This window comes from Pseudoalteromonas luteoviolacea NCIMB 1942, from assembly GCF_001625595.1.
Classification (GTDB): Bacteria; Pseudomonadota; Gammaproteobacteria; order Enterobacterales; family Alteromonadaceae; genus Pseudoalteromonas; species Pseudoalteromonas luteoviolacea_A.
In genome coordinates this window covers 22,281-39,588 of sequence record NZ_AUXT01000217.1, presented here as the reverse complement: position 1 = coordinate 39,588, position 17,308 = coordinate 22,281, and the positions used below count along the sequence as shown (strand labels likewise).

General features: G+C 42.4%; 15 protein-coding genes and 5 tRNA genes. 3 read left to right on the top strand and 17 right to left on the bottom strand.

Annotation, left to right across the window (positions count from 1 at the left end; translation table 11 throughout):
- The 10 genes from hupB to N482_RS23105 all read right to left on the bottom strand — a co-directional run bounded on the left by hupB (nucleotide 1) and on the right by N482_RS23105 (nucleotide 7,393).
- Nucleotides 1–273, bottom strand: a complete 273-nt coding sequence (gene hupB / locus N482_RS23150) for a nucleoid-associated protein HU-beta (protein WP_063359539.1) — start codon at nucleotides 271–273, stop codon at nucleotides 1–3.
- 210 nt (nucleotides 274–483) lie between these two features.
- Nucleotides 484–2,853 (bottom strand): endopeptidase La, encoded by a 2,370-nt coding sequence (gene lon, locus N482_RS23145; RefSeq protein WP_063379296.1) that lies wholly within the window; start codon nucleotides 2,851–2,853, stop codon nucleotides 484–486.
- Nucleotides 2,854–2,976: 123 nt separating this feature from the next.
- On the bottom strand, nucleotides 2,977–4,260 hold the full coding sequence (gene clpX, locus N482_RS23140) for an ATP-dependent protease ATP-binding subunit ClpX (RefSeq protein ID WP_063379295.1): 1,284 nt from the start codon (nucleotides 4,258–4,260) through the stop codon (nucleotides 2,977–2,979).
- A gap of 235 nt (nucleotides 4,261–4,495) precedes the next feature.
- Nucleotides 4,496–5,104 carry an ATP-dependent Clp endopeptidase proteolytic subunit ClpP gene (clpP, locus tag N482_RS23135; RefSeq protein WP_063372306.1) on the bottom strand — a complete coding sequence of 203 codons (609 nt, stop codon included), beginning with the start codon at nucleotides 5,102–5,104 and terminating at the stop codon, nucleotides 4,496–4,498.
- Between the two features lie 193 nt (nucleotides 5,105–5,297).
- Complete coding sequence (tig, locus tag N482_RS23130; protein WP_063379294.1) at nucleotides 5,298–6,605, bottom strand: trigger factor; 1,308 nt, start codon at nucleotides 6,603–6,605, stop codon at nucleotides 5,298–5,300.
- Between the two features lie 292 nt (nucleotides 6,606–6,897).
- Nucleotides 6,898–6,974: transfer RNA gene (locus tag N482_RS23125), tRNA-Pro, on the bottom strand.
- Nucleotides 6,975–6,993: 19 nt separating this feature from the next.
- Nucleotides 6,994–7,070: transfer RNA gene (locus N482_RS23120), tRNA-Pro, on the bottom strand.
- Between the two features lie 20 nt (nucleotides 7,071–7,090).
- Nucleotides 7,091–7,166: transfer RNA gene (locus N482_RS23115), tRNA-His, on the bottom strand.
- A 24-nt stretch (nucleotides 7,167–7,190) separates the two neighbouring features.
- Nucleotides 7,191–7,267 (bottom strand) — tRNA-Arg (locus N482_RS23110).
- 49 nt (nucleotides 7,268–7,316) lie between these two features.
- Nucleotides 7,317–7,393 (bottom strand) — tRNA-Pro (locus N482_RS23105).
- Nucleotides 7,394–7,779: 386 nt separating this feature from the next.
- Between N482_RS23105 and folD the strand changes: the two genes are divergently transcribed.
- Nucleotides 7,780–8,634, top strand: coding sequence for a bifunctional methylenetetrahydrofolate dehydrogenase/methenyltetrahydrofolate cyclohydrolase FolD (gene folD / locus N482_RS23100; protein WP_063379293.1), 855 nt, complete (start codon nucleotides 7,780–7,782; stop codon nucleotides 8,632–8,634).
- Nucleotides 8,635–8,652: 18 nt separating this feature from the next.
- On the opposite strand, the gene N482_RS23095 is transcribed toward folD, so the two are convergent.
- The 3 genes from N482_RS23095 to cysS form a co-directional block, all read right to left on the bottom strand.
- Nucleotides 8,653–9,063: a hypothetical protein gene (locus tag N482_RS23095; protein WP_063379292.1), complete on the bottom strand. Its 411-nt coding sequence runs from the start codon at nucleotides 9,061–9,063 to the stop codon at nucleotides 8,653–8,655.
- Nucleotides 9,064–9,232: 169 nt separating this feature from the next.
- Nucleotides 9,233–9,700: a RidA family protein gene (locus N482_RS23090; RefSeq protein ID WP_081228209.1), complete on the bottom strand. Its 468-nt coding sequence runs from the start codon at nucleotides 9,698–9,700 to the stop codon at nucleotides 9,233–9,235.
- A 369-nt stretch (nucleotides 9,701–10,069) separates the two neighbouring features.
- Entirely contained in the window at nucleotides 10,070–11,449 is a 1,380-nt protein-coding gene (cysS, locus tag N482_RS23085; protein WP_063379291.1) for a cysteine--tRNA ligase, read from the bottom strand.
- 205 nt (nucleotides 11,450–11,654) lie between these two features.
- On the opposite strand from cysS, the gene N482_RS23080 reads away from it, so the two are divergent.
- A complete protein-coding gene (locus tag N482_RS23080) occupies nucleotides 11,655–12,149 on the top strand; it encodes a peptidylprolyl isomerase (protein WP_063379290.1) in 495 nt (164 codons plus the stop codon).
- A gap of 52 nt (nucleotides 12,150–12,201) precedes the next feature.
- Nucleotides 12,202–12,936 carry a UDP-2,3-diacylglucosamine diphosphatase gene (locus N482_RS23075; RefSeq protein ID WP_063379289.1) on the top strand — a complete coding sequence of 245 codons (735 nt, stop codon included), beginning with the start codon at nucleotides 12,202–12,204 and terminating at the stop codon, nucleotides 12,934–12,936.
- A gap of 25 nt (nucleotides 12,937–12,961) precedes the next feature.
- On the opposite strand, the gene N482_RS23070 is transcribed toward N482_RS23075, so the two are convergent.
- From N482_RS23070 to N482_RS23055, 4 genes are all read right to left on the bottom strand, one after another.
- Nucleotides 12,962–13,891, bottom strand: a complete 930-nt coding sequence (locus N482_RS23070; RefSeq protein ID WP_063379288.1) for a glycosyltransferase family 2 protein — start codon at nucleotides 13,889–13,891, stop codon at nucleotides 12,962–12,964.
- Nucleotides 13,848–14,987 (bottom strand): polysaccharide pyruvyl transferase family protein, encoded by a 1,140-nt coding sequence (locus N482_RS23065; RefSeq protein WP_063379287.1) that lies wholly within the window; start codon nucleotides 14,985–14,987, stop codon nucleotides 13,848–13,850. The genes N482_RS23070 and N482_RS23065 overlap by 44 nt, the downstream gene beginning before the upstream one ends.
- A 220-nt stretch (nucleotides 14,988–15,207) precedes the next feature.
- Nucleotides 15,208–15,888, bottom strand: coding sequence for a sugar transferase (locus N482_RS23060; protein WP_063379286.1), 681 nt, complete (start codon nucleotides 15,886–15,888; stop codon nucleotides 15,208–15,210).
- A gap of 2 nt (nucleotides 15,889–15,890) precedes the next feature.
- A complete protein-coding gene (locus N482_RS23055; protein WP_063379285.1) occupies nucleotides 15,891–17,147 on the bottom strand; it encodes a WecB/TagA/CpsF family glycosyltransferase in 1,257 nt (418 codons plus the stop codon).
- Nucleotides 17,148–17,308: the final 161 nt, after the last annotated feature.

The following is a 17,308-nucleotide window of genomic DNA, read 5'->3' as shown; positions in this document are numbered from 1 at the left end:
TTAGTTAACCGCGTCTTTTAGAGCTTTACCAGCTTTAAAAGCAGGGATGTTAGCAGCAGCAATGTCAATTGCAGCACCCGTTTGAGGGTTACGGCCTGTGCGTGCAGCGCGTTCACGAACAGAAAAAGTACCAAAGCCTACTAGCGCTACTGAATCGCCGTCTTTAAGCGCAGTGGTTACTGACTCAATGAATGAATCCAGAGCACGACCAGCAGCGGCCTTAGAAATATCAGCATCAGCTGCGATTTGATCGATTAATTGAGATTTATTCACAATATCATCCTCTTACATTGTTATTATCAAGAGCGATGGTTTTTTAAAACTAACATCACTTTTGTTGTTAACTACGAGAAATCTTACGATTCTCTATTTGCTTAAATGTATTACAGCCTAGATACTACGGGGCTTCCCGCGAACTAGGCTTAAATCCAGTGCTTAACTTAGCACACCACTAGGATTTGAAAACCCTTTTTATCGACTTTTTTAAGCTTTCGCAGCAGTTTTTTGAGTTTCTACTGAAAAACTGTCCACAGGTTGAGCAAGTGCTATCGATAAAACGTCTTCAATCCATGTTACAGGGTGAATTTCTAACCCATCAAGAACATTATCAGGGATTTCTTTGAGGTCTCGCTCGTTCTTCTTCGGGATCACAACAGTCTTAATCCCGCCACGATGAGCTGCTAGCAATTTCTCTTTCAAGCCACCAATTGGCAATACTTCACCACGCAGAGTAATCTCACCAGTCATGGCTACATCGCTTTTTACAGGATTGCCCGTCAAGCTTGAAACAAGGCCAGTTACCATTGCAATACCAGCGCTTGGGCCATCTTTAGGTGTCGCACCTTCGGGCACATGCACGTGAATATCACGCTTTTCATAAAAGTCATCGCTAATACGAAGCTTATCGGCACGGTTTCTAACTACAGTCATCGCCGCTTGAATAGACTCTTGCATCACGTCGCCTAGCGAGCCCGTGTAAGACAGTTTGCCTTTACCTGGTACCGCAGCACTCTCGATAGTTAATAAATCACCACCAACTTCAGTCCATGCAAGCCCTGTAACTTGTCCAACACGATCACCATCTTCAGCTTTACCGTAGTCAAAACGTTGAACACCTAGGAAGCTTTCTAAGTTGTCTCCATTGATAACAACTTTCTTTTGGTCTTTATCGAGCAAGATAGCTTTAACAGCCTTACGGCATAACTTGGACATTTCACGCTCTAGGTTACGAACGCCCGCCTCGCGAGTGTAGTATCGAATCGTATTAATAATTGCGCTGTCTTCAATCTCAATTTCACCAGCTTTTAACCCGTTACGCTTAATTTGTTTCGGAATTAAATGCTGCTTAGAGATATTTAACTTTTCGTCTTCGGTGTAACCAGATAGGCGAATGACTTCCATACGGTCCAATAGCGGGCCTGGAATATTAAAACTATTCGACGTTGCCACAAACATTACATCTGACAGATCATATTCGACTTCAAGGTAATGATCAGCAAAGCTGCTGTTTTGCTCAGGGTCTAGTACTTCTAGTAATGCAGATGCTGGGTCGCCACGCATGTCCGAAGACATTTTATCGATTTCATCTAGCAAGAATAATGGATTTTTAACACCAACTTTACTCATGCTTTGGATAAGTTTACCTGGCATAGAGCCAATGTACGTACGACGATGACCACGGATCTCCGCTTCATCTCTCACCCCACCTAACGCCATACGCACGTATTTGCGCCCGGTAGAACGTGCGATCGATTGACCAAGACTGGTTTTACCTACACCTGGAGGACCCACTAAACACAAGATTGGCCCTTTAAGTTTATTCGTGCGTTGTTGAACTGCTAGATATTCAATTATGCGTTCTTTCACCTTATCTAGGCCATAGTGATCTGCATCTAAGATCTTTTGCGCGTTTGCTAAATCTTTTTTCACCTTAGAACGCTTTTTCCAAGGCACATTGATGAGTGTATCAATGTATGAACGAACAACCGTCGCTTCGGCCGACATAGGCGACATCATCTTCAACTTATTCAGCTCGGAAGTCGCTTTTTCTTCAGCTTCTTTTGGCATCTGTGCTTCACTGATGCGCATTTTCAGCGCTTCAAATTCATCTGGCACATCGTCTAGTTCACCAAGCTCTTTTTGAATGGCTTTCATCTGCTCATTGAGATAATACTCTCTTTGCGACTTTTCCATTTGCTTCTTGACGCGAGAGCGGATCTTCTTCTCAACCTGAAGCAGGTCGATCTCGCCCTCCATTAACGCCATGAGGTACTCTAAACGCTCAGTAACATTATATAACTCTAGCACCTTTTGTTTTTCAGGTACTTTAATTGGCATGTGCGCTGCCATGGTATCTGCCAAGCGCGCAGTTTCATCAATGCCAGATACAGAGGTCAGAACTTCAGGTGGGATTTTTTTATTGAGTTTTACATACCCTTCAAACTGACCAACCGCACTGCGAATGAAAATATCTTGCTCCTGCTCAGAGATATTTTCTGAGGCAATAAACTGAGCTTGTGCTAAGAAGTAATCATCGGTTACTAAAAATTCATCGATTCTCGCCCTTTGCGTACCTTCAACAAGCACTTTGACTGTGCCGTCAGGCAGCTTAAGTAACTGCAATACTGTTGCAACCGTACCAACTTCATAGATATCGTCAGTACTAGGATCATCGATTGAGGCCTCTTTTTGAGCCACTAAAAATATTTGCTTGTCATTTTCCATTGCTGCTTCAAGACATCTTATAGATTTCTCTCTGCCAACGAATAGCGGGATCACCATATGAGGGTAAACAACCACATCACGCAGTGCCAACACTGGAATTTCAACTCGATCCGTTCTCTCAAGCGTCATTATGTTCTCTTCGCACTTCATTTATTTTTAAGATTACAGAGGTATATGGGGATGCCCTCTATAAAGTTCAACTCTTCGACAAAAAAAGGAGCACAAGGCTCCTTTTCTAATTATCTTGCCTGACTATTCAGACGCCGCTTTGTCTTGACCACTGTTTTCATAAATTAAGATAGGAGCTGACTCCCCCTTAATTACAGTTTCATCAATAACAACTTTGCTCACATCTTCAATTGAAGGTAACTCGTACATAGTTTCAAGTAATACGGCTTCAACAATTGAGCGCAGTCCTCGGGCACCTGTTTTACGTTCCATTGCTTTATGTGCAATTGCTTTTAGAGCATCTTCGCGGAACTCAAGCTCAACACCTTCCATCTTAAATAACGCACCATACTGTTTAGTAAGTGCATTTTTAGGCTCATTTAAGATTTGTATTAATGCGTCTTCATCTAGCTCAGTTAGCGTTGCAACGACAGGTAAACGACCGATAAACTCAGGTATCAAACCATATTTCACGAGATCTTCTGGCTCAACGTCTTTAAACGTCTCACTCAGTGAACGCTCGCTATCAGCACTTTTCACTTCAGCACCAAAACCAATGCCAGTACTTGTATGACTGCGCTGCTCGATTACTTTATCTAAGCCCGCAAATGCACCGCCACAAATAAACAGAATCTTTGACGTGTCTACTTGTAAAAATTCTTGCTGAGGATGTTTACGACCACCTTGAGGTGGTACTGACGCTACAGTGCCTTCAATTAGTTTCAATAGTGCTTGCTGAACACCTTCGCCAGAAACATCTCTAGTAATAGATGGATTGTCAGACTTACGTGAAATTTTGTCTATTTCATCGATATAAACAATACCACGCTGTGCTTTTTCTACATCATAGTCACACTTTTGCAGTAGCTTCTGAATGATATTCTCTACGTCTTCACCAACATAACCCGCTTCGGTCAATGTTGTTGCATCAGCCATAGTAAATGGCACATCTAATAATCTAGCGAGCGTCTCAGCTAATAATGTTTTACCACTACCAGTTGGGCCAATCAGCAGGATATTACTTTTACCAAGTTCTACCTCAGTTTTAATACCTTGATTTTTTAGGCGCTTGTAATGATTGTAAACAGCCACTGACAACACTTTTTTCGCGTGTTCTTGTCCGATTACATAATCATCTAGATGGTTGCGGATTTCTTTAGGCACCGGCAGTTTATCAGACGAATCATGCTGCGGCGCAATATCCTTGATCTCTTCCCTAATGATGTCGTTACACAGTTCGACGCATTCATCACAAATGTATACTGATGGACCAGCAATTAACTTGCGTACTTCGTGCTGACTCTTACCACAAAATGAGCAGTACAAGAGTTTGCTATTCTTGTCGCCGTCTGTAGGAGTGTCTGACATTCAACTACCTCTTAAATTTGGTGAGTTGTCACAACGGTGACAACACAATACATGCTTTAACTATACCAAATAAAAATTCAGTTGGCATAGCTAAGCTAGCTCAAAATGAAAACTACTCGTACAAAAGTCATCATTTTGGCAATAAACTCTAGAAAACTTGGACCTCTCTAAGATATAGATCCAAGTTTTATTATTTCAAGGTGTAATTTTTCACCTGAAAACAACTTTACTTAAATTAGCGGCTAGTGTGAACCGCATCCACTAAACCGTACTCTACAGCTTCTTGTGCATTCATGAAGTTATCACGGTCTGTGTCATTGGCAACCACATCAAATGGTTGACCTGTATGGTCGGCAAGTAACCTATTTAGTTTTTCTTTAATTGTTAGGATTTCTTTTGCGTGGATCTCAAAGTCAGATGCCTGGCCTTGGAAACCACCCAACGGCTGGTGGATCATGACACGAGAGTTAGGTAGACAATAACGTTTGCCTTTAGCACCACCTGACAATAAAAATGCCCCCATGCTTGCAGCTTGGCCAACACACACAGTGCTCACATCTGGCTTGATGAAGTTCATCGTGTCATAAATCGACATACCAGCAGTGACAGAACCGCCTGGTGAGTTTATGTATAAGTAAATATCTTTATCTGGACTTTCTGACTCAAGAAACAACATTTGTGCAACAATCAGATTCGCCATGTGGTCTTCAACTTGACCTGTCAAAAATATAATTCTCTCTTTAAGCAGTCGAGAGTAAATATCGTAAGAGCGCTCACCTTTAGCTGTCTGCTCAACAACCATAGGGACTAAAGCGTTTAGAGGATCTATCATACCGTCATTCATATTATTGGTTCCTTTGTATGCGAGGCAGGTTTGCTGCGCAGTTCAAGCGTTAATTATTGAACTAGCTTTATACTTGTTCTTTATCGTAATAACGAAAAAGGCCCGCAGCACTGCGATTAACAGAGCATTACGAGCCATTTAAGCGTTAGCTTAACAGTAAGTCAATGCTTTCCTCATAGACGAGGGAAGAAACTTACTCTGCAGCTTGTTGTGGGTTCATGATGTCGTCAAAAGACTTTTCAACATCAGTAACCGTAGCGCTTGAAAGTACAGCTTCAACTGCTTGCTCTTCCATTGCTACATTACGCATTTGCTGCATTAATTGATCATTTTCTTTGTAGTAGTTAACTACTTCTGAAGGATCTTCATAAGCTGAAGCAACAGTTTCAATTAGAGCTTCAACTTTTGCATCATCAACTGCGATGTCGTTCGCTTTGATCACTTCACCAAGAAGAAGACCAGTCTTAACGCGAGTTACAGCTTGCTCGTGGAATAGCTCAGCTGGAAGTTCAGGCATGTTCTTCGCATCACCGCCGAAACGCTGTGCAGCTTGCTGACGAAGCGCATCAATTTCTTGATCGATAAGTGCTTTAGGTACTTCAACTTCGTTAGTTTCAAGTAAACCTTGGATAGCCTGCTCTTTAACCTTTGCTTTAACAGCTTGGTCAAGCTCACGCGTCATATTCCTTTTAACTTCCTCTTTAAGAGCATCAACACCGCCTTCAGCTACACCGAACTTAGTTGCAAACTCGTCGTTAAGCTCTGGAAGTTCTTGAACTTCAACTTTCTTCACTGTGATAGTGAATTGTGCAGGCTTACCTTTAAGGTTCTCTGCGTGGTACTCTTCAGGGAAAGTTACGTCAGCAACAACTTCGTCACCCGCTTTCTTACCAACAATACCGTCTTCGAAACCAGGGATCATACGACCTTGACCTAGCTCTAGAGGGAAGTCTTCAGCTTTACCGCCTTCAAACTCTTCGCCTTCAACAGTACCTAAGAAGTCGATAGTTACACGATCTTGCTCACCAGCTGCTGCTTCAACTTCAGTCCAAGTAGCGTGCTGCTTGCGAAGAGTCTCTAGCATGTTAGCTAGGTCGTCAGCAGTAACATCTACTACTGGCTTTTCAACAGCAACTTTATCTAGGTCTTTGATTTCAACTTCTGGGTAAACTTCAAAAGTTGCTTCAAACTCAAGATCTTTACCAGCTTCTAAAGACTTAGGAGCAAAGCTAGGAGCACCAGCAGGGTTGATCTTTTCTGAAACGATTGCTTCGATGTAGTTGCGCTGCATTAAGTCGCCAGCAACTTCTTGACGAACTGCTGAACCGTAGCGCTTGTTGATTACAGAAACAGGTACTTTACCAGGACGGAAACCGTCAATACGCTGGGTTTTAGACAGTTGTTGTAAGCGTTTTTTAACTTCAGTCTCAACGTTCTCTGCAGGAACGGTGATAGTCAGACGGCGCTCAAGGCCTTGAGTCGTCTCAACAGAAACTTGCATGATATACCTCAATTTTCATTTTTGGCGACAACGCGCCTTCCTTCACAAACAAGTCGACACTGAAGTGCAATTAGAATTCAAGCGAAAAGCGCTTATGACCTACCAATTACATGCCAGACTTGCTGCCTGCCCCATCAGGGCACTATGTTAAACATTAGACGCGGCATTATAACCTATAAAACTGTAGAGTCGAGCAATCCGCTGAAATAAATAAGATATAAGGTAACAATGATATAATTAAGGAAAAATAATATATTTTAGGAAAAAATAGAGAAAAATTTGAGTGAGGAGATGGTCGGCGATGCAGGATTTGAACCTGCGACCCCTTGGACCCAAACCAAGTGCGCTACCAAGCTGCGCTAATCGCCGATAATATATTTTTTGAAAGTGGTCGGCGATGCAGGATTTGAACCTGCGACCCCTTGGACCCAAACCAAGTGCGCTACCAAGCTGCGCTAATCGCCGAAACATTTTTTGAGTGTAGATGGGGCGACTGATGGGGCTCGAACCCACGACAACCGGAATCACAATCCAGGGCTCTACCAACTGAGCTACAGCCGCCACTACATGTGGACTTAATTTAAATGGCGCACCCGGAAGGATTCGAACCTTCGACCCACGGCTTAGAAGGCCGTTGCTCTATCCAGCTGAGCTACGGGCGCAACACAAACAACACTTGTGTGCTATCCACCCACATCTTCAAGGAAGAAGTGGTCGGCGATGCAGGATTTGAACCTGCGACCCCTTGGACCCAAACCAAGTGCGCTACCAAGCTGCGCTAATCGCCGATTTTGTTACTTTCTCAGAATGTTTTTATTTAACACCCCTCGTTGGCAACGGGGTGCATATTAGAGATTTGAGTTGTTGAGGTCAAACATTTTTTTTAAAAATTATTCCAACTGCTTATTTTTACCACAAAAGGGTTAAAAATCAGCTGAAACAATCAAATTTCACTCAACTTAATCTTTGTCTCTCAACTCTGTTCTATGTTTATCGTAGGATCTAGCTTGGCTAATCAGTTCAATTTTGCGAAAATACAGGCAGTACAGTTGTAATCCTTACACATATCTTATTTTTATTGTGGGGGAATACATACTGCCATATTTAAGTAGAGTGACCCCTTTTTAACTCTATAATCGTTCAAGTAACTAACCCTTATATATAAAGGTCACCCATGACGGCAAACATCATAGATGGCAAAGCAATTGCGAAACAGGTTCGCAGTGCAGTCGCAAAACGTGTAGAGCAGCGAGTAGTTGAAGGACTAAGGGCCCCAGGACTGGCTGTGGTACTTGTCGGGCAAGATCCTGCCAGTCAAGTTTATGTTGGCTCAAAGCGTAAAGCCTGTGAAGAAGTAGGCTTTGTTTCTAAGTCATACGATTTACCCAATGATACGAGTGAAGAACAGTTACTCGAACTGGTAGACAACCTTAATGTTGACCCAGAAGTTGATGGTATCCTTGTACAGCTCCCTTTACCAGAGGGTTTGGATGCCGAGAAAATTCTAGAGCGTATTCACCCAAGTAAGGACGTTGATGGATTCCATCCTTATAATGTTGGTAGACTTGCTCAGCGAATGCCGGCTTTAAGACCTTGTACACCAAAGGGCATTATCACCCTACTCGACTCCACAGGTGTTCGATATAAAGGCATGCATGCCGTCGTTGTGGGTGCCTCTAACATTGTCGGCAGACCGATGTCGTTAGAGTTACTACTTGCTGGTTGCACGACAACAGTATGTCACAAGTTCACTCAAGATTTAGAAGCCCATATTCGCCGCGCTGATTTGCTAGTTGTCGCTGTCGGTAAACCTGAGTTTATTCCAGGTGACTGGATTAAAGAAGGCGCAATCGTTATCGATGTGGGTATTAACAGATTGGAATCTGGTAAGCTTGTGGGTGATGTGCAATATGATAAAGCAGAGCAAAATGCGAGCTTCATCACACCTGTACCTGGAGGCGTTGGCCCTATGACCGTTGCCAGCTTAATTGAGAACACACTAGAAGCTTGTGAAAATAGCAAAAACTAGTAAAGTACAAGGAGCACTTTAATAGTGCTCCAATTTATTGCTCTGTTTTTCAGTTTCGTCTGCTGATTTTAACTCTTTCGCCATCATTGACTCCAACATTTCCATTTGTTTGTCAAAATCCTCTTTACTAATTTCACCATTCTCCAGCCGACTTAATAGCTCATCCATCTTGGCCTTGATCTCTTTCACTTTGTCCTCGTTTACGCCAAGACGATTAAACATCAAAGTTTGTTGTACCTGAGATAAAAAGCTCTGATTAAGGTTGGATGTTGATAAATCCTTTTGCCTTAAAGACTGCGACAATTGTGAGACAGAACTCTGGTTGTCTAATTCATTTGCAAAAGCTTCACCACTTTGAGCTTTAGCGGCGCCAGAGCGCGATAATGGGTATGCGGACTGAGGGGTAGCGCTGGTTTTATGTAATAGCATTTTACACTCCTTTTTAAATGGGCACATCATTGCCGCGCAATGACATCTTTATATGTTAAGCAATCAGTATGCCTGTACCTCCATCACGCCTTACTATATTCAATACCGCCCTCGTCCTACACAGATTTAATATAAACACCTCCTTTGAATAATGCTCACTATTCTTAGCTTACTTAGGTACAACCGCTGTACACTCGATTTCAACACGCGCACCTAACGCTAATCCATTAGTAGAAAATGCACTTCTAGCAGGGTAAGGGCGGCTAAAGTATTTGATATACACTTGGTTAAATTCCGGCCACTCCTTGATATCTGCAAGCATAATGGTGCATTTAAAGATATCTTTCATTGCAAGGCCGTGCGCTCCTAAGCTAGCTTTTATATTCTCCATGGTTTGCATACTTTCTGCAGCGATCCCACCTTTTACTAGCTTAGTTGTGCCAGGCAGAATCCCTATTTGACCAGAAAGGTAAACCTTATCGTTCACTTTGACAGCCTCTGAGAAGGGTAAATTATGGCCTGCTGGCAATACCGCATATGAATTAAGGTACTCTATTTTGGGTTGGCTTTTGGGCTCTGCAAATGAGACACCTGTAAAGAGGGGTAGCACAATAAGTGCGATTGCGCTTTTTTTCATAACGATTCCTTGATTAGAAAGCTTTCAATTTCCAAAATACCATTGTTCAATAAAAAACCAAATTACGTTCTTAAGACGGCGACTAAACATGATTAATTTTCATGTGCTTTTTGATATTTGACCTTTATTGAATCACTGTTCAGTCACAGCCTGCAGAAATCCAATCCCCCTATATTGCGCTCATTAAAGCGTTTGCTGTAAGGAGTCCAATTTAAGTTATGGTAGGGGTTTAAAAAGATGGTAGGGGTTTTAAAGAGGTGAGATAGATGCCTAAAGCGGCTTCAAATGTATAAAATAATAAAAAGAAATAGAAGAGCTAAAGTGTAAAAAGAAGCACTTGACGGCTTCTTTTTACAGTTCGAGAATAACTTAAGCTTTGCGCCAAGTTGTTTTACCAGCACTATCCTCAAGCACAACGCCCATTGCAGTAAGTGCATCGCGCGCTTCATCTGCCGCTGCCCAATCTTTGTTTGCACGGGCTGTTTTACGTTGCTCAATTAGGGCTTCAATTTTAGCCACTTCATCATCGTCCTGCTCGCCTTGCAAGAAGCTCTCTGGTGACTGTTGAGCAATACCCAGGACTTGCGCTAGCTTAACCAGAATATAAGCATGTTTACCAGCCGCTTCTGGATCTGACTCTTTTAACAAGTTAACTTCTTTCGCAAGTTCAAAAATAACAGGCAGTGCTTCTGGCGTATTGAAATCATCATTCATTGCAGCCTCAAAACGCTCAACATAAGCATTGCCTTTCAACTCAACTTCTACTTGCTCAACACCACGCAGCGCAGTATAAATACGCTCTAGTGAAGATCGAGCCTGCTCTAAGTTTTCTTGAGAGTAGTTTAGCTGGCTACGATAGTGACCATTGATTAAGAAGTAACGTACCGTCTCACGGTCAAATGCCTTAAGCACTTCGCGCACAGTAAAGAAATTGCCTAAGGACTTAGACATCTTCTCTTTATTTACCTGAACCATACCTGTATGGATCCACGTATTCACGTAGCGGCCATTGTTTGCACAACAAGACTGTGCAATTTCATTCTCATGGTGCGGGAATTGTAAGTCAGAGCCGCCACCATGAATATCGAAGAACTCACCTAAGTGTTTCGAGCTCATTGCACTACATTCAATATGCCAACCTGGTCGACCTTCACCCCAAGGAGATGTCCAAGAGGGTTCACCTGGCTTGGCTTTTTTCCATAGTACAAAGTCCAGCGGATCATCTTTACCTTCAGCCACTTCAACGCGTGCACCCGCCTGCAACATATCTAAATCCTGTTGAGAAAGCTGCCCATACTCTTTAAACGTTGATACATCAAATAAAACATCGCCGTTTTTGGCAACGTAAGCGTGTTGCTTTTCAATCAAGCGTTTGATCATTTGAATGATGTCATCCATATGTCCGGTTACAGTTGGCTCAATATCCGCAGGCAAAATATTCAATGCGTCAAAGTCCTCATGCATCGCTTTAGTCATGCGAACAGTTAGGTCGTTGATCTCTTCATTGTTTTCAGCTGCGCGTTTGATAATTTTATCATCCACATCAGTGATGTTTCGCACATAAGTTATGTCGTAACCTAAATAACGAAAATAACGGTTCATCACATCAAACGACACGTAAGTACGTGCATGACCTACATGGCAGAAATCATAGATTGTAATACCACACACGTACATGTCGACTTTACCTTCGACAAGGGGTTTAAACGGGGCCTTTTGGCGTGTAAGTGTGTCGTATATCTGCAACATGTAGTAATTTTCCTAAAGTTGTATTTAAAACCAGAGCATCATAACACTTGCACAGGCTTGTCTCTACTGTAAATACGTAATCCCCCCTATTTGAGTAACAAAGTTTACACCGTAAAGCGGTCAAAGTTATTTCAATGCTTTGTAGTTCAGCAGATGTACTATAAAATAACGCTCTAATCTTTTTATTGTAATTCAAGGACCCATTATGGTTGTTTTGCAAACAAACTTCGGCGAAATCAAAATCGCATTATTTGAAAAAGAAGCGCCAGCAACTGTCGCAAACTTTAAGAAATATGTTGAAAATGGTTTCTACACTGGCACTATTTTTCACCGCGTAATTGATGGTTTTATGATTCAAGGCGGCGGTTTTGAGCCGGGTATGGATCAAAAAGAAGTTGATGCACCAATTCAAAACGAAGCAAACAACGGTCTTGCAAACAAAGTTGGCACATTGGCTATGGCACGTACTCCAGATCCTCATTCTGCTACAGCGCAATTCTTCATTAACGTAAACGATAATGACTTCCTTAACTTCTCTAGCGAAACTTCGCAGGGTTGGGGATACTGTGTGTTTGCTGAAGTTGTTGAAGGCATGGACGTTGTTAACAAGATCAAAGGTATTGCAACAGGTTCATCTGGCTTCCACCAAGATGTACCTCTAGACGATGTAATCATCGAGAGTGCTGTTATCACAGATTAATCCAAGGATTAAGTATGAGCGCTACGGCGCTCTTTTTCCGACAAGAGACCCCATGCGCAAAACCTATTTTATTTCAGATCTGCACTTAACAGAGCATCGCCCTGACATAACCAACGCCTTTTATTTGTTTCTCGATAACTGTATCAATTCAGATGTTGACGCTTTATATATACTTGGTGACTTTTTTGAAGTTTGGATTGGGGATGATGAAGGTGACCCACTGGCATTAGACATTGCGCAAAAGCTAAAAAAAATCAGTGAGAATGGGACAGATCTATTTTTTATCCATGGCAACAGAGACTTTTTAATTGGCCAACAGTATGCAGACTTGTGTGGTATGACTCTTTTACCTGAGCAGACCGCCATTAACCTTTACGGTACACCCACCGTGATACTGCATGGTGATGAGATGTGTACACAAGATATTGAATATCAGAAGTTTCGTAAAAAAAGCAGAGGCTGGTGGTGGCCACGACTCATGCTTGCTATGCCTCTATGGTATAGACGCCGTGTCGCGAGAAACGCGCGAGAAAAAAGTAAGATTACGCAAATGGGTAAAGCGCCGAGCATTTTGGATGTAACCCCAGACGCCGTGCAAGATATGTTTGATAGATTTGATGTCAAAAATATGATCCATGGTCACACTCACAGGCCACACGTACACCAAAATGAAAACCATACACGCACTGTTTTAGGTGATTGGTATAGCCAAAGCTCTTATTTAGTGGTGACTGAACACGGCCAATCGCTCGAGCAACATGGCTACAGCGAGCACAGCCACTCTTAGCATGTGCTCTCAGTCGGGTTATTAATTAAGCCCCTTTAAGTTTGGTTATATAAGCAAGAGGAAGTGCAATAAACTTGTAGTAGCTCCAATGCACTGGTTTTTTACGCGATGCCGGATGAGTCAGCAATTGCGCGGCATATTCTAGTGAGCGATGCTGGATGTGACGTTTAGCCAAATCACATATATGTGCACCTACATATTTTAACACCATTGGCTTCATCTTTTCTGCTACTCGGTCCTCTTTGATATCCGTTAAAAGCCGCTCTGCGAAAGGACACAATTGCTGTGGTGGCGACTTGTCACACGCGCTATTTTGCGTCCCCTGATAATAAAAGCTCTCAATAACAGGTGTATATGCAATACGAGAATACATTGCGAAGTTAATGTAGAAGCTCTGATCTTCCCCCATCCACTCACCGCGAGGAAATCCACCTAATTCATGAAAAACAGGCTTACTTACGACAATACTTGACATAGTAAATGGTAAATCGCCACTGGCAGCAACAGCAAAATAGTTATCCATTTCATATCCACAGGCATCCCATTTGGTTAGAGCAATTTTGGCATCTTGAAACTCATTGTCGCCATGTACCTTTTGGTAACGCGTTGCATAAAGCCCCATATTAGGAAAACGGCCGATCAACTCAACAATTCGCGATAAAAAAAACGGGGTCCACGTATCATCGGCATCTAAAAACGCCATATATTCATTACTGCAATGCTGAGCCCCTGTATTTCTAGCAGCTGAAACACCTTGGTTTTCTTGGTGAATAAGCTTTAGATTTGGCACATTTAAAGCTTCCACTTTAGCCACGCTATCATCTGTGGAACCGTCATCTACAATGACAATTTCATCCGCTGGGTAACTCTGTTCCAACACACTTTTGATGGTGCGCTCGATACACTCACTCTTATTGTAAAGAGGGATTACGACTGAAAACTTGATGCTGTTCATATTCATTACTCCAATTCTTCATTGATAACGCGATAGCTTGCTCCACTGGTAAAGTCGGAGAAACACAATACCCAGCCACCAGCTTGTTAATGGTATTAATCACGCTTTCAGGCTCGTATTCATTTGCGTCAAATTGATAATCTTGTGCCATGCCAATTTGTTTAGACCACTGTTTGCATTTGCTGTGGTATTGCAGACTCACAAATGGGGTATTCATCATGTATGCATATATTGCAGCGTGGAGCCTCATACCCACGACGGCTTTGAACATGGCCATGCTCTGCAACATACGAAGTGGGTTGATTGTGTAACGAATACGCTTAATTGGTACGTAGCTCGGTAGCTTGCTTATGATTTGGTCATGAATGACGTTATCGCCAAGTACACCATGAGAGTTCAGCTCGATTAAATACACATCTTCACGTGTGGTCTCCCAAACTGATGTGATGAGTTTCACCGCTTTGCGTACTCGTGCTCGTTCGTTTAAAGCATCCGTTTCACCAAAAGCATTTGTTGCTTGCTGACAGAAGTTGAATGCCACGCCTCTTCTGTCAATGGTTCGAATAGAGTCTCCGAAATAGTGCAGTAATGAAGGCGCTAAATCAAACGTCATTGCCACATTTGAATTTGGTGCGATTGACTTAGCAATTTCATAGCTTTGTGCATCTCTTACACCGATGAAGTGGCATTTATTTAAAAATTTTGTGCACTGTTTTTCATCTTTAGTTGTTTTAAACGCTTCAATTCCAACACCAACTGCATAGCTAGATTCTTTACCACACAGAGATATCATGTGGCACTTCTGTGCGATGTCCTTACTGGAGTGCAACACCGAACCTCCACCAAACACGATCGTTTTCGCATCAAATGCACTTTTATAATTGGTAAAACGTTGATGCCCTCTAAACATCATAGGCCCCTGGCCTTGCAACTCTAACTGCCTAACAAGCCCATATTGGCGACTCGCATTAACCGCTACATTGTTGGAGCTAAATGCGTGCTTAGCGCCTTCGACGCTTGCCAACATCAAAGCGTCGTCTCCGCTATTGCGCATGCCGTAATATCCCACTACAAATATGTCGCTTTTGCTTTGCATGATTAGTCCTCAAATCTGAATGTCTGAGTTACTTAGTGCAGACAGCATGCCAACAAAAAATAAAATTTAACGCTTTGATTTTTAGTGATATTTGATTTTAAAAAAGTATGGGTGTGCAGATTGAAAATTGAATTTTTGCATTTCGAAAATTATTAGGTAGGAACTTTTTAAAATAAAAAAGTCGGCGCAGGCTGCACCGACTCATTGAAAACTCTACTTTTTAATATGCGCCTTTTGCACCTAGTACGCACGGTACCGTTTTAAGCAAGATTTTAACGTCACTAATGATGCTTTGTTCCTGAATATACTGTTCATCCAATTGCACTTGTTGTTCAAAAGTTGTATCTGCTCTGCCTGTTACTTGCCATAAACCCGTTAACCCCTGCTCGCTGTTCAAACGCGATAGCTGACAAGGTTCATACTGTGCAACTTCCATTTCCAAAGCAGGTCTTGGGCCTATAAGTAACATGTCTCCTTTCACTACATTCAGCAGCTGAGGCAATTCATCAATTGAATACTTACGAATAAAGCGGCCAATGCATGTGATGCGAGGGTCATGAATATACTTTTGGCAAACCCCCTCCCTAGAACTATCTTTTTGCTCAGGCGCTTTGAAACATGGATCGTCTTGCATGTACATTGAACGGAACTTGTACATGGTAAAACGACGACCATATTTACCTACTCGAACTTGCTTGAAAACGCATGAGCCTTTGCTTTCCAGCTTTATTGCCAACATTAACAGGGCCAATAAAGGGCTAATCGCGAGTAAGCCAAGTGTTGCGACTGCACGTTGTAGCCATACGGGGATACCATGGTGAACACCATCCACACTGACTTTACGTACCACTTTGATTGTTCTTACTGTGGCTGAAGTTGAAATTTTGTTTGTAATTTCCATGATTAAAGCCCTCTGATAGATTGTTTTAAAACATAAACTCTGAATAAGAAAACTGGATTACCAATAACGTATCGGTTGAATTTGGCTTTGGGTTCTTGTATCAGACGCCAAATCCACTCAAGCCCTAACTCACGCATCCACAACGGCGCTCTTGGGATAGAACCTGAAAAGAAATCTAATAAGCCACCTACAGCAAGCGCACAGCGACAATCAAGACGGTGTCTATTTTGCGCCAGCCACATCTCTTGGCGGGGAGAACCCAACGCAACGAGTAAAATGGTGGCACCGCTGTTGTTAATTTTTTCGATGATTTCACTGTCATCTTGAAAATATCCATGGTGTGTGCCACGAATATCAAGATCTGGGAATCGCGCCTCGAGCGCTTTACCTGCTTTTTCAGCAATCCCCTCTTTGCCGCCAAGTAAAAAGAAAGAACTACCAGTCTCTACGGCCTTGCTGCAAAGTACAGGCAACATGTCGGTGCCATTTATGTTGTCGGCTAAATTGATGCCCGCGTGACGAGCAGCTAGGCGCATACCTGAACCATCAGCAAAGTTTTTGTTGCTTTGAATAAGAGCTTTACGCAGTGCCACTTCATTTGCGGCAAGATTTATCGAATTTGCATTCAAAAAATAGCCAACCTGACAGTAATGCTCGTGGGTGTGAGGCGCACAAACCCAACTCACTGCATCTTCCATTTTCGTATTTTCAAATGGGATCCCAAAAACAGCAGACTGAGCCTTTTTTGCACCGCCATCCTGATAAATGCAACGACAAACCAAGATTTTCAAAACCATTGCAAAATCTTTTGCTGCACTTTGCGCATTTTGCGCCGCCAACAAGCTAGGAATGTCTCCCGCTACCAGCCCAGTTAGTCTGTGTAGCTGCAAACAGTCGAATGCGCCTGCTTTAGCACAAGGAGATTTAAATCTGCGCACATTAGGCACTGACGTCTGTCCCCAGATAATTGGTGTACCTACAAAATGAATGTCATCAAACATAATATTGATGAGTACGGCGCTGCTTTTAAAAATACCTGCTTGCCAAACATACAGTTCAACAACACCACCGCCGATATCTATCCATTTTTGCTTTTTCAAAGGTGACCGAATGAACAGAACACTCAAAATAGAGTTGAATACAAAAAGTGGGAGCAGGATGCCAATTAGTGTTACAACGCAAGCGCCCCTTATAACCTGACGAGTCAGGTTTTGCTGTGTAGCTTTACTTGCTTGATGTGTGGTTTTATCGTGTAACATAATTCGCCCTCAAATATTTTTATCTGAGGAAGAGGTAGCGAGGAATGTGCCAATCCAACAATAAATTTTAACCGCATGTTTTTTATGGCAAAAAAACAACATGGGTGTTCAAGAGTTATATTAATTTCTTATTTTGCGAACTAAATCGAAAAGCTTTTTTT